The sequence below is a fragment of the Acinetobacter sp. WU_MDCI_Abxc222 genome (assembly GCF_025514755.1).
Classification (GTDB): Bacteria; Pseudomonadota; Gammaproteobacteria; order Pseudomonadales; family Moraxellaceae; genus Acinetobacter; species Acinetobacter geminorum.
On sequence record NZ_JAHPVG010000002.1, the window covers coordinates 156,798 to 169,575 of the forward strand.

General features: G+C 36.7%; 11 protein-coding genes. 2 read left to right on the forward strand and 9 right to left on the reverse strand.

The window, feature by feature from the left end:
* Positions 1 to 99: 99 nt before the first annotated feature.
* Positions 100 to 801 (reverse strand): VIT family protein, encoded by a 702-nt coding sequence (locus KTJ10_RS04770; RefSeq protein ID WP_086265432.1) that lies wholly within the window; start codon positions 799 to 801, stop codon positions 100 to 102.
* 271 nt (positions 802 to 1,072) lie between these two features.
* Between KTJ10_RS04770 and KTJ10_RS04775 the strand changes: the two genes are divergently transcribed.
* On the forward strand, positions 1,073 to 2,290 hold the full coding sequence (locus tag KTJ10_RS04775) for a tetratricopeptide repeat protein (protein ID WP_262441465.1): 1,218 nt from the start codon (positions 1,073 to 1,075) through the stop codon (positions 2,288 to 2,290).
* A 1-nt stretch (position 2,291) separates the two neighbouring features.
* Complete coding sequence (gene wecB, locus KTJ10_RS04780; protein ID WP_262441466.1) at positions 2,292 to 3,434, forward strand: non-hydrolyzing UDP-N-acetylglucosamine 2-epimerase; 1,143 nt, start codon at positions 2,292 to 2,294, stop codon at positions 3,432 to 3,434.
* Here the strand turns inward: wecB and KTJ10_RS04785 are convergent.
* From KTJ10_RS04785 to KTJ10_RS04820, 8 genes are all read right to left on the reverse strand, one after another.
* Positions 3,419 to 4,339 carry a hypothetical protein gene (locus KTJ10_RS04785; RefSeq protein ID WP_262441467.1) on the reverse strand — a complete coding sequence of 307 codons (921 nt, stop codon included), beginning with the start codon at positions 4,337 to 4,339 and terminating at the stop codon, positions 3,419 to 3,421. The two genes, wecB and KTJ10_RS04785, sit on opposite strands and share 16 nt — an antisense overlap.
* Positions 4,317 to 6,161, reverse strand: coding sequence for a hypothetical protein (locus tag KTJ10_RS04790; protein WP_262441468.1), 1,845 nt, complete (start codon positions 6,159 to 6,161; stop codon positions 4,317 to 4,319). Before KTJ10_RS04790 ends, KTJ10_RS04785 begins: the two co-directional genes overlap by 23 nt.
* Positions 6,162 to 7,412 carry a glycosyltransferase family 2 protein gene (locus tag KTJ10_RS04795; protein WP_005067892.1) on the reverse strand — a complete coding sequence of 417 codons (1,251 nt, stop codon included), beginning with the start codon at positions 7,410 to 7,412 and terminating at the stop codon, positions 6,162 to 6,164.
* Positions 7,399 to 8,295: a hypothetical protein gene (locus KTJ10_RS04800; RefSeq protein ID WP_199992069.1), complete on the reverse strand. Its 897-nt coding sequence runs from the start codon at positions 8,293 to 8,295 to the stop codon at positions 7,399 to 7,401. The genes KTJ10_RS04795 and KTJ10_RS04800 overlap by 14 nt, the downstream gene beginning before the upstream one ends.
* Complete coding sequence (locus tag KTJ10_RS04805) at positions 8,295 to 9,044, reverse strand: hypothetical protein (RefSeq protein WP_262441469.1); 750 nt, start codon at positions 9,042 to 9,044, stop codon at positions 8,295 to 8,297. Before KTJ10_RS04805 ends, KTJ10_RS04800 begins: the two co-directional genes overlap by 1 nt.
* A gap of 194 nt (positions 9,045 to 9,238) precedes the next feature.
* A complete protein-coding gene (locus KTJ10_RS04810) occupies positions 9,239 to 10,681 on the reverse strand; it encodes a cryptochrome/photolyase family protein (RefSeq protein WP_262441470.1) in 1,443 nt (480 codons plus the stop codon).
* A 118-nt stretch (positions 10,682 to 10,799) separates the two neighbouring features.
* Positions 10,800 to 11,282 carry a peptidylprolyl isomerase gene (locus KTJ10_RS04815; RefSeq protein ID WP_002118581.1) on the reverse strand — a complete coding sequence of 161 codons (483 nt, stop codon included), beginning with the start codon at positions 11,280 to 11,282 and terminating at the stop codon, positions 10,800 to 10,802.
* A 135-nt stretch (positions 11,283 to 11,417) separates the two neighbouring features.
* Positions 11,418 to 12,704 (reverse strand): NAD(P)/FAD-dependent oxidoreductase, encoded by a 1,287-nt coding sequence (locus KTJ10_RS04820; RefSeq protein WP_262441471.1) that lies wholly within the window; start codon positions 12,702 to 12,704, stop codon positions 11,418 to 11,420.
* Positions 12,705 to 12,778: the final 74 nt, after the last annotated feature.

Consider the following 12,778-nt stretch of genomic DNA (forward strand, 5'->3'; position numbering starts at 1 on the left):
TTTCTTTTCACCATAACGTGAAATCAGAAGTAAGAGCAAATAATATTGGGTATTTAGTTTTTAAATATTTAGTTCTTAAATATTTATAAGTTCTACTTTTTAAAGTGGAGTAACATGAAATAAAGATCCGATCCAGCTTGAAAAAGCCATCGCTAAAATTCCCCATAAAGTAATGCGCAAACTTCCTTTAAGTTTAGATGTACCTGCAAAATGACTTGATAGCGCTCCTAAAAAAGCTAATGAAATAATGCCAAATATTAAGACTGTTTTTTCGATCCATATATCTGGACTGAGTAAAATAGCCAGCATGGGAAACAATGCCCCAAATGAGAATGAGCCAGCTGAAGCTAATGCGGCTTGAATAGGATTTGCTGCGGTATTTTCATGAATACCAATTTCATCACGCGCGTGAGCCCCTAATGCATCATGATTTGTAAGTTGAGTAGCAACTTGTCGAGCTAAATCAGGTGTTAAGCCTCTGGTTATATAAATTTGGGTGAGTTCATCTAATTCGCGCTGCGGATACTTTTTGAGTTCTTGTGCTTCAAACTTTAAGTCTGCTTTTTCAATATCTTCTTGCGATTTTACGGAAATATACTCTCCGGCAGCCATAGAAGTTGCACCAGAAATTAAACCAGCAATACAGGCAATAAGTAGAGTATGGGCCGAGGCCCCACTTGCTGCCATTCCCATGATTAGACTAGTAACAGAAATAATCCCATCATTAGCCCCTAAAACGGCCGCTCTTAACCAACCTGAGCGGTGAATAAAATGATGTTCTGGATGTTGAGAAAAGGACATATTTTTCCCTACTTGTAGTTATAAATTTTTATCTTATCCTATAAGATTATTTACAATAATACGATTAAAAAATGTGTCATTATAGGAAAAACAATCAGATAAGAACTTTTCAAGAACATAATATAAAAGGAGATGAAATGAACAAATTAAAGAACTCATATACTTATATAAACAGTGTCATTTATGGGTTTAACTATAATAAATATTTGTTAATTAAACTTTAACTTTATTACTAGACAAGCATTCTATCTATTTTACTGTAGAGGTCTCAATGAATAGCAAAACAATAAAATCTATAACCCGTTCCTTTATCGTTATTGGTTCGATCTGTCCAGCTTTAGGCCTGTTAAGTATTGAGACTACATTTGCCCAAGAAATTGTTAATCAAGAATACAAACCTGGAAACCCAATTTATGATAAATGGGATCAATTCTATAAAATTGAGAAGACTCAACCTGAAAATGCCGAGAAATTATTATTAGAACTTGGAGAGATGACACCACAAGATATTAAAGTCTGGAAAAGTTTAACTTACTTACAGATTCGGTTAGGGAAACAAGATGCTGCTTTACAAAGTCTAAGAAAAGCAGAGGCGTTAGATCCAGCAGATGACACTTTAAAACTCCAAGAAGCCTATCTGCTTAATTCTCAAAAAAATAACAAAGAGGCTTTGGTGGTTTTTAAAGAACTCACCCAGTCTAAAGATGCTGATATTGCCGCTAAAGCGACACAAGCTGTAAAAAATCTAAGCGGAGGAGAGGTCAAAACTTATTTTCGAGATGTGTATTTTGCACCTTCATATGAATCACGTTACGACGATGTAATTTTCCCACTTAAAGCTCGTTATGGTAAGAACCTCGATAATGGTCGAGCACAGGTGTATGGCTTTTTAAATCTAAACCGCGACACCCAATCTCAAGGTGGTGTACGACCTGAAATTATTGATGAAAATGCACTAACTCTAGGTGTGGGCGCTAATTATCAACCTTGGACTTCTATACCTGTGCGCATGTATTTAGAAGTAGGGGGAAGCTATGATCTGATTGATCGAAATAGAGATAAATTTCGTGAAAGTGTTGTCGGTGGGGTGACGGGTTATCAAGAGTGGTATTCTCAAAATAATTGTAATCATTCACTTTGCTTTAATGATTACTTCACTGATTTATATGGTAATGCGGCAACTTATTCTAGAGAGGATTATAACGTTATTGGTGACTTGCGATTACGTACGGGTTTGAATGTCTATAAGGGGGAAACGGGCACTGTACAGGCTTATATGAAATTGCATACCTTAGCTGACAGTAAAGATGAGTATTACAATAATTTATTTGAATATGGCCCAGGTATTTCATGGCAGCCTTTTAATTATCAACCTATAAAATTACGTGTAGAACGACTATATGGCAATTACTTTAAAGATGTGCCAGTAAATACAAAAGATCATTACAACAATACTCGAGTAGAACTCGTTTTTTATAAGGATTTCTAAAATGAAGAAAATTTTTATATCTATTGTATTTGGAACCCGTCCTGAATTAATCAAACTTGCCCCTGTGATTTTATTGGCAAAACAAGACCCTCGCTTTCAAGTTGAAGTGATTTTTACTGGACAGCATGACGAATTGGTCAGAGATGCGATAGATTTCTTTGGGGTTGAAATTGACCATCGTCTTAAAATTATGAATGCTGGTCAAAGTTTAAATCAGCTATTAATTCATGGTTTGAGCCAAATCGAGAATGTATACACTGATGGACAAAAAAGAGATGCGATTGTTATTCAGGGTGATACAACAACTGTTTTAGCAGCTGGCTTAGTTGCGTTTTCAATGAAAGTTCCTGTTGCGCATGTTGAAGCTGGTTTACGTTCTTATGATTTAGATCATCCTTTTCCAGAAGAGGGAAATCGTCAGTTAGTTTCACGTATTACCAGATGGCATTTTGCTCCGACAGAACAATCAAAAAGAAACTTACTCAATGAACAAATTCAGCCAGAGCTCATTACAGTTACAGGCAATACCGTTGTTGATGCGGTATATCTTGGACGTAAATTAATTGCTGAAAAATCTGATTTGAAAAACCAGCTTGAACCTTATGGAATTCAATTAAAGCAGGATGACAAAGTTGTACTTATTACTGCCCATCGCCGTGAGAACTTTGGCGGTGGAATTCAAAATATTTGCAAAGCGGTTGAGCACTTAGCCCAAGCCCATCCTGATTTACATTTTATTTGGCCAGTCCATTTAAACCCAGCAGTACATGATGTGGTGGATGATAAGTTTAAAGATCATTCCCAAATCCATCTTGTTAAACCATTAGACTACCCAAGTCTATTGGCAGTCATAGACCGATCTACTTTTATTTTGACAGATTCGGGTGGCTTACAAGAAGAAAGCCCATCATTTAATAAGCCAGTTTTAATCTTGCGAGACACTACCGAGCGACCAGAAGTTGTTGAGGTGGGAGCAGGCGTTTTGGTGGGTACAAATCAACAAAAAATTATTGAAGAAGCTGAAAAGTTACTCATTGACCAACAGCACTATGAAAAAATGGCGCATGTAGAAAATCCTTTTGGTGACGGGCAAGCAGCTCAACGTATTCTCGATCAAATTGCTAAATCTTATGAATTGGCATAATGGTGAGTTAAGGATTGCTTCTCACTTATGGCTTTATTAACACCCCCATAAGTGAGGCGATACCATAAGCTCACAATATTGACGCACCAGCGGCTCATGTAATGTGGCCCATCAAAAATATAAACAGTTTTGCCTTCATACGCTTTTAGCTGAGAAATAATTTCCCAAGGATACGCGGCTCTAAATTGCCCATTCTTTTTCACTCTAAAAGCTTCTAACACTATAATTACTTTGTCTTTTCCAAGTTTGTGTTCAAGCTGGTCTAAAATATGTTTGGCCTGTTTAGGTGATCGAACTCCTACGCCAACACCATCTTGGAAAAAAACTCCCGTATGGTCAGGCAGCCAGCTTTTAACCCATAAATCATAATTTGCAGGCTCAGTTTCGCCACTATAAATGCTCACCCAGACTGGTGAGGGGAGCTCTGACAATACATGGCCTAAAGCACTGACTCGTAGCCAAGTTGGATCTGCCTCTACTGGAAAATAATAACCTTTAGGTATCGTTTTTTGTTCTTTTATAATTTGAGCAGATTTTTCACCTAACTCAATGACATTTGCCCGAGCTTTAGGTTCATTATATTCACCAGCTAACCCTAATATGAGATTTTTAGCCCATGGCTCTTGTTTAATCTTTTCTAAATTAATGGCTTTTTCCCATTGAGGAAAATTTGATTCTTTCCACCATGATTTAGATTCAACCACAGACCATTGGGGAACAAATGTATTAACCCCTAAATAGTGCCAATTTCCCTCTGGAGGAGTCGTATTATTGTCGGGTTGCCAGAAAATGCCTTCAATATTGGGGGCTTGACCTTGATGTTTGAAAAGCCCCGCATACACGATGACACTACATATAATTAAAATAATAAATGCAACTATTTTAATTGGTATCTGTTTTCTCATTATTTCGTCTTAACCAGTACCACAAGAAGATAATTATTATCATAATTGCAGAGATAATCACAACTAGTAAGAAGAAAGAAGACTGTTGGATTAAAGGGGCCTTTTGATTTCCGACAATGAGTTTTTGTAAAACATAAATATTCCCATTTTCTGAAACCAGCATTTTTGTTACGTTGTTTGGAATCTTATGTTGGATCTTTTCCCAAAGATGCATAAAAGTTTGTGCGCCACCCTCTGAGTCGGTAATTACATCAAAGCGATTATTGTTATAACTGACAATAAATCCATTCTGCGCAGCAGGTGCATAGATAATATCCTGATGCATTAACACCTGTTGTTGATAAATATCTTTATTCACACGGACATTTATGGATTGAGGCGCACTCGGTGAATAACGGACTAGGTTGAGAGGCATGGGTGCCGGTGTTAAAAGCATTTTTTTCGCGGTTTGTCCTAATACAATCGCGATATTTAATGCACCAGATTGATCATCAATCGCAATGGTTGGGGTTGTTGCTAAAGTCATTGAAATTGCAGCTACACCATTTTTAAGTTTGTGGGGTAGCTTTACAGTAGATTTGGCTGTATCAATCCAAAGTGAACCATGGGCATTGGGTAAACATTGAGAATTAGCAATTACTGAGTTTTCAAGCTTTAAACTAAAGTTTGTTGTATTGGAAATGGCTTTTGCAAAAATATTGAACTGACGGTTTACTGGATCGGAAGCCAGATCAGCCGTTTTCATACTTCCTGCAAGTCCACCATCAATCCAAGCTGTAATATTGGAACCTTGTAATAAACCACTTTGAATACGAAGTGCAATTTGCCCTTGCAAGATATCGGTTGGTTGCCATACTGAAGGGAAGTCAAGGAATAAGTTTTTTTCAGCATGATTTAATCTGAAATCTTCAATTCCTAAATCCGCAAGTGTATTTATTTTTTTTAATTGAGCCCAAGCAGGATTAGATATCGTATTTGGAAAAATCGCAGTCCCTGTACTAAGTTGCTGTACATAAGATGGATTAATTAACCCGTTTATTGCGCTCGTTAAATCTTGTTGAGTGTGGTAAGTAATTGATAGAGTCGGCACACCTTCTGTAGGTTTCGCGATTTGTACTAATGCTCCGCCTTTTAATGGCGTAGGTGAGCGAATAATTTCGATGATAAAGTTTGTTTCAGGATTTAAATTAGTCTGTCCTGAATCGACCCATTCAACAGGCGTTATTGAAGTCCATGAACTTGCTAATCTAGCGAGCATAGAAGCTTCTATAATCTCTTTTCGGTTATATTTTAAAATGCCAACAAATGGGGTAGGCCGTCTCGATTGTGGGTTATATAAAGCATCTGGTAGATCTTTTAAGCGATATTCATTACGAATAGGGGTAAAGTTGATTTGTGAATTACTTAAATAGGTTAGGTGATCAATATCTTCTGTACAGAATGTTTCTTTCGTTTGATTAAGCGTAGTGGGTTTCGCATATTGTTGAATAATAAAGTCTAAACGATGAAAACCACTCTGGCTAACTGGAATATTAAATTTTAATTGGCCATCACCGCTCAGCGTAGTGTTATAAATAAGTTTATCATCGTATTTTACAAGTAAAGTTGTATCGCTTTCAGTGGAATAATCACTTGAAAATTGGATGTTTTGCCACTGGGCACCTTTGCCAATATAGAAAAAATGAGGCTCGACTGTGTATTTAGTAGAAGTGCTAATATCATCAAGTTCCCATGTGTATGCATGAGCAGACATGGCGAGCATGAGACTGGTGCTGGCAAGGAGCACTTGAGCTGTGTTGTAGAGATCAAAAGTCTTTTTCATTTATTTTTTCTCCTTGCTACGTTCCGTTTTGTACCATTGAAGGGAATTACCCTGTATTTTATTTTTAAGCATGTCATATGCGGCTTTAAATACAATGAATAGAAAAACTTGTGAGTAACTTACATACGATAGAACCGAATAAAAATAGAGTTCTGGTTTTACTTTTTCGAGTGAAAGGGTAAACCACATTTGTGCAACATATAAGCAAAATGAGAGGCCCCACAACGTGGTAAATGGCCCAGGAACTGAAATGCCTGCTATATCAAGTAACCCAAGGGTTAACGTGATATGACTCCAGAATAAAGCGGGTACAAAAAGTATGTAGCACATAATGTTATTTAGAATTTCAATTCCTATAGGAAAAGGCGTTCTTAATGCTACGGGCAAATATTTACGAGTTACATAAAAATTACCTTGGGTCCAACGTGAGCGCTGTTTCACAAATACACTCAGAGATGGGGGGTCTTGCTGCCAACCAATCGCATAGGGCACCCATTTAATTCGTTTTTGGCCGATAAAAATCCTAAAACTCATTTCAGTGTCATCCACCAATGACTTTTCATCGAAACCACCTAAGGTTTCTAAAGCATCACGCCAGATGACATAGTTAGTACCCATCAAGGTCGATAGTTCAAAACGTTGCCAACGACCGCCTTGGAAAATCCATTGAAAAAAGATGAACTCGATTGCGATAAATCTGGTCAAAATACTATCTTGCCAGTTACGTGTTCTTACTTTCCCATTTACAGCTACTAATTTTTTATCGGCCAATAAAGTTTGCGCCAATAGTCGTACACAATCGGGTTCTGGTGTACTGTCTGCATCATAGACAACGATTAATTCACCTCGAGCATGGGGTAGGCCATTATTAAGCGTTCTAGATTTACCTTTACCACCCATTCCTTTAGGAACATTAACAATCTTTATGCAAGGATAAATTTTTGCCAAATTTTCGGCGATTTCGAGTGTATTATCCTTTGAACCATCATTAATCAGTAGAACTTCATATGCTTCGGCTGGGTAATCTTGTTGAGCAATTGCATGCAAAGTATCTTCAATTACAACGCCTTCATTATAGGCAGGGATCAAGACGCTCAAAACAGGCCATCTCTCTGGTATAGGAAGGTTTTGTAGCTCTTTTTCAGCTGTTTTTGAATATTTCCAAGCTTGATAACTTAACCACGCCCAAAATGCTTGTGGAATCCAAATCCCTAAAAAGCCAAATAAGAAGAGAATATCAATGGGAGCCATTTGATTTAACCCTCCTAATAATAGACGAGATGAGCAATACCAATAAAATCAACCCAACTACTAAGGAGATCCATGAAATATAGCTGCCAAACGTACCAAGGAGGTCTGGGTAGGTACTTGTAAGAATTAAATCGAGAGGAACTACAACTGTGCTTAACCCAATGAAAATATAGCCAATAAGACTTGTCTCTACTTCTTCAGGCGTACTTATGTAATTAATCTTATTAAATTTCCAAGATATACCGAGTTGAGGATATCGAATATTTGTTGTTGGTAGATTAGCAGGAGGATTAATAATAATTTCATAGCCAGAAATATGATTATTAAAAGGTTTAGCCGAATAAAATAAATGCTGTTTTTGCTTAATTTCTCTAGAGGGGAGAGGAAGCTGTGACGGATTAAATTGAATAATATAACTACCAGCGGTCTGTGAAATTAAGTTTTCATCCCAACCTGTTGAGACAAATGCAGCCATGGGCCGTAAACCAATTGCGGTCGAAAATGTGGCTTTTGCAGCAAAATATTGAGGCTGCTCTGATTTATAAAGTGCAATTGGAATTGCACCTTGACTGACCGCTTCTTTTAATAAGAAATAATGAGAAAAACTGAAAACTTCATCTGGCAATATAATGCCGGGTTTTATTCCTTTATGAATCAGCTGTTGAAAACTATCTGAACTGATCTGGTCAATTGTAAAGACAGGCCACCATGTGTCTTGATAAGGGAAAAACATGGAAAGATCGTCTGTGCTTTGAACTTCTGTTTTAGTGTATTCCCTTTTAATTTCACAATGATAATATTGCCGATAAAACTGTTGTAACGTAGCATCGGGATATTGGCTAGAGGCAATAATAATTCCACAAATATTAAGAAGATTAGACATTAAGTCGTCTCCTCTTGAGGTGGAATCTGAATGATTTTATATTCTACTTCAAGCCTCAAGGTCATAATTTCTCTTAGCTTTTTAATAAAATCAGGTTCTTCATCCGTTTTTTGTTTGCGAATTACAATACTGTATATATTTTCAAGGTCATCATCAGCGAACTGGAAAATAATTTCTTGTGGATGATGCTGGCTCAAAATTTTAATCATTTCATTTTGAGTGGTTTTCCACACATCATCACCTAACATTTCTTTAATTAAGCTTCGATTGAGAATCCTAATTTCAAAAACTTCATAGTCTTGTATGTAATGATGATCAAGAAGTTTAAAGAAACTACGTTGAAAATACTTGAGTGCACTAATTGGGAAAATATCACGGCGATAATTACGGTCATAACTTTGAATATCGCGATATTTTTGGACATTAATTTCAATGTTATGGCGAACAGCACTCAGAAAAAGAGGAATAAGAGGAATAATAAAAAGTAAAAGAAGCTGACGTTCGATATGAGTTTGGGCACCTAAATCTAGTAGAAAATATACTGCAACACCGATAAAAGCAAGTAAGCCCACAATTAAAGATGCACCAACTTGTAAAAAGGCTCCAGAAATTAAAAGAATAAGAATGAAGATCCAACTTCCTCTAAAACTGACAGGCAACCACTCATACGCCACTATGCCCATAAATAGATGAGCTGCGATAATCCATAAGACGAGTGTTCTTCCAGGGTTCTTTTGTTGTTGTTGCATGCGGGCTATGGCTACCTTTTTGTAATGTTAATTTTTTTATACTTTTATTACTAAACGTGAGACATTGCGAAGTTATTGTTGTTTATGGCCTTTTTAAGTAACTATTATCTTTATTTGTAGATCAAAGTCACTATTTAGTCAAATATTGTTCTTATTTTTTAATTAAAAATAAACAGATAAGACGTAACTCTTATCTAAATACTCTTGAAAGTTTCAATTGCTTTAAGGCGTGTTTCCTTTAAATCAACTATTGGTTTTGGATAATTTAACTGAGTATTTGTTTTGGTCGAGTAGGGCTCATGAATGGCTTTATTGTCTAGATGAGCTAATTCTTCAACCCATTGACGAATATAATCTCCATTTGGATCAAATTTCTTTGATTGAGCAATAGGATTAAAAATTCTAAAGTAAGGTACAGCATCAGTTCCGGTAGAAGCGCACCATTGCCAGCCACCATTATTTGCTGCTAAATCACCATCGATTAAATGCTCCATAAACCATTGTTCACCTACTCGCCAATCGATGAGCAAGTTTTTACATAAAAACATGGCTGTAATCATGCGTATACGATTATGCATCCAGCCGGTTTTTAAAAGTTGACGCATACCCGCATCAATAATCGGTATACCTGTCTGGCCCGTTTGCCATGCGGCTAGGTGCTCTGGATTGTGATTCCACTTAATTTTTTGAGTATCTTTTTTAAATGGAATATGTTTAGAAACATGTGGGAAATCAAATAAAATATGCTGATAAAATTCTCGCCAAAGTAACTCATCTAGCCAAGTTTGCTGGCCTTCATTTGTCAAATGAAAATTGCCATGTTCAGCCCTAAAAAGAGCTTGCAGGCACTGGCGGATAGACAAAATCCCAAGGTTTAAATAGGGAGAAAGTTGGCTAGTTCCTTTTACATTGGGAAAGTCACGTTCTAATTTATAATCAGATAGATGATCTTTAATAAATACGTCGAGTTGCTCTAGAGCAAAAACTTCTCCGGCTGGCCATAAGTCTTGTTGCTCTTTAGAAACAGAAGGTTCAAAAAAAGCTTCAATATCTTCTAGAGTTAAGCTGTTTATTTTTGAAAAAGACGCTGGATAGCCACTTTGCTTTTCAGGAATCGGATAGCATTGAGGTAACCCACTGATATCCAATTTTGAATAACATGCTTTTTTGAATGCACCGAAAACCTGATAGGGCTGCTGTGACTGGTTGCGAATAGAGCGTAAAGGAAAAATCGTACGGTCATGAAATAAAAAAAGTTCTTTGCCTTGTTGATTTAAAAAATCTTGTACAGTTTTATCTCTTTTTAATTCATTAACGCCGATCTCTATATTTGAATAGACATTTTCAATATTAAGTTGAGTGCTAAGTTCACCAATATAATCAGCGATATCTTTCCAGTAAGGAATGACTTGGATAATAAGGGGAATATTAAGTTGTTCTAGTTCTTTTTTTAGTTGTTGAAGTTGACGTAGATAGAAATTAATTTTTATAGGTGCATCGTGATGCATTTTCCATTGTTCAGGCGATAAAATAATTAACCCAATACAAGGCCCTTGTTGAGAGGCATGCCATAAAGCAGCATGGTCTCGAACTCTCAAATCTTGACGAAACCAAATTAGCTGATTTACGTTTGACATGAAAATTGGCCCTTTTAGAGTGAAGTGAGTTAAAGAATTATTATCAAAATATTATATAAAAATAAATACATAAAAAAAGCAAAGCCGAAGCTTTGCTCTTATCATCTTTAAAGATGAATTAGTGGTGATGACCACCAGCACCGTGTACGTGACCGTGATCTAATTCTTCTTGAGAAGCATCACGAATTTCTACGATTTCAACTTCAAAAGTTAAATCTTGACCAGCAAGTGGGAAGTTAGCATCAACAACAACGTTGTCGCCTTCAACCGCTTTAACAGTAACGATCTGTACGCCGTCATCTGTTTGAGCTTGGAATTGCATACCAGGTTGAATGTTCTCAACACCTTGGAACATTTGAGCTGGAACTTCTTGTACTAGGTCTGGGTTGTATTCGCCATAACCTTCAGCAGCTGGAACGTTAACAGTGAATTTTTCACCAACAGTTTTACCTGTTAATGCATTTTCTAAACCAGGAATGATATTGCCTGCACCGTGCAAATAGGCAAGTGGTTCACCTTGAGATTGATCAAGTGTTTCACCCTCAGCGTTTGTTAATTTGTAGTGGAATGAAACCACGTGGTTATTTGCAATAGCAGTCATGTTTTTGATCCATTCAATCAATTGAAGCGTACATCATAAAGTGAAAAATAAATTTTGTAGACTACAAAATCTTAATCTTTGGCACTTTTTCTGATGCGTTTTTATATAAATAGGGACGAACTTAAAAAATTCAACTTAATACAGCTTAATTTTTGGACGTACACGTCTTGTAAGTAAATCTTTCATTGTGAGTAGTCCAGCCTGAGTATATCCGTGAATCGTTGCTTGATGTAAACGATATAAAGAGACATACATTGTTTTCGCAATATAGCCTTGCACACTGACATCACCAAGTAATTCTCCAACGGCTTTATGACGACTTAAAGACACGAGAGAACCTTTGTCGTTAAATGTAAACATCGGTTGTGATCGGCCATTTAGTCGAGCAGCCATAGCATCGACTAAGAAGCTGGCCTGTTGGCTTGCAACTTGAGCACGCGGGCCAAGTGGAGGATGTCTTGCATCAAGTTGGCAATGAGCACAGTCACCAAATGCAAATACATTTGGATCAGAATAGGTTTGCAAGGTTGCATAGACCATTAGGCGGTTAATATTGTCACGTTTAAAATCGGTAAAACTTTCTAATACCTTTGGTGCTTTTACGCCTGCGGCCCAAACGGTAATATCACTTTTAAGTTGGTTGCCATTACTAAAGTAGATGCAATGTTTATCAATTTTTTCAACACGATGTTGAGTTAAAATTTCAACACCCATTTTTTTAAGTTGTCCTGCACTGTGTTCAGCAGTTTTATCATTTAAAGCAGGTAAGATACGTTCAGAAGCTTCAATCAGTGTGATTTTGACTTGGTTTGGATGAATCTTCTTTAAACCATATCGATAAAAGTTTTTAGTCGTTTCAATTAACTCAGCTGCAAGCTCTACACCTGTTGCTCCCGCACCAACAATTCCAATATTTAAAGTTCGCTGATTGGGTTGATTTTGAGCTTCAATATAAAGATGTAATAAATCTTGCTGGAAAATATCGGCTTGCTTTCTGCTATCAAGGAAATGGCAGTTTTCACGCACACCTGCTGTATTAAAGTCATTTGATACTGAACCAAGCGCTAAAATAAGTGTGTCATAACTTAGCTTTTGCGAATGATTCTGCTGATCCTTAGACACTTGAGGGGGCATTAGTTCAATTAATTTTTTATCTTTATTAACTCCAACTAATGTTCCGAGCACAAATTCGTAATGATGTTTTTCTGAGTGTGCAAAATAGTTAGTTTGTTCTTCGTGGGGATTTAAAGAACCAGCAGCAATTTCATGAAGCAATGGTTTCCAAATATGGGTAAGGTTTTGGTCAACCAATGTAATCTTTGCTTTACGATTTTTCCCAAAAGTTTCACCGAGTTGTGTTGCCAGTTCTAAGCCGCCAGCACCACCACCAACAATTACAATATGATGTAAATTTTGGGTCATTTTTTCACCTAATTATTTTTCTATAAAAAAAGATGGCTAAATTATGCCATCTTTTATTTATAAAAATTATTGTG

Bases quoted from the DNA above. Each gene is read 5' to 3' on its own strand.
- KTJ10_RS04770 (WP_086265432.1), bottom strand. From the start codon at position 801: ATGTCCTTTTCTCAACATCCAGAACATCATTTTATTCACCGCTCAGGT.
- KTJ10_RS04775 (WP_262441465.1), top strand. From the start codon at position 1,073: ATGAATAGCAAAACAATAAAATCTATAACCCGTTCCTTTATCGTTATT.
- wecB (WP_262441466.1), top strand. From the start codon at position 2,292: ATGAAGAAAATTTTTATATCTATTGTATTTGGAACCCGTCCTGAATTA.
- KTJ10_RS04785 (WP_262441467.1), bottom strand. From the start codon at position 4,339: ATGAGAAAACAGATACCAATTAAAATAGTTGCATTTATTATTTTAATT.
- KTJ10_RS04790 (WP_262441468.1), bottom strand. From the start codon at position 6,161: ATGAAAAAGACTTTTGATCTCTACAACACAGCTCAAGTGCTCCTTGCC.
- KTJ10_RS04795 (WP_005067892.1), bottom strand. From the start codon at position 7,412: ATGGCTCCCATTGATATTCTCTTCTTATTTGGCTTTTTAGGGATTTGG.
- KTJ10_RS04800 (WP_199992069.1), bottom strand. From the start codon at position 8,295: ATGTCTAATCTTCTTAATATTTGTGGAATTATTATTGCCTCTAGCCAA.
- KTJ10_RS04805 (WP_262441469.1), bottom strand. From the start codon at position 9,044: ATGCAACAACAACAAAAGAACCCTGGAAGAACACTCGTCTTATGGATT.
- KTJ10_RS04810 (WP_262441470.1), bottom strand. From the start codon at position 10,681: ATGTCAAACGTAAATCAGCTAATTTGGTTTCGTCAAGATTTGAGAGTT.
- KTJ10_RS04815 (WP_002118581.1), bottom strand. From the start codon at position 11,282: ATGACTGCTATTGCAAATAACCACGTGGTTTCATTCCACTACAAATTA.
- KTJ10_RS04820 (WP_262441471.1), bottom strand. From the start codon at position 12,704: ATGACCCAAAATTTACATCATATTGTAATTGTTGGTGGTGGTGCTGGC.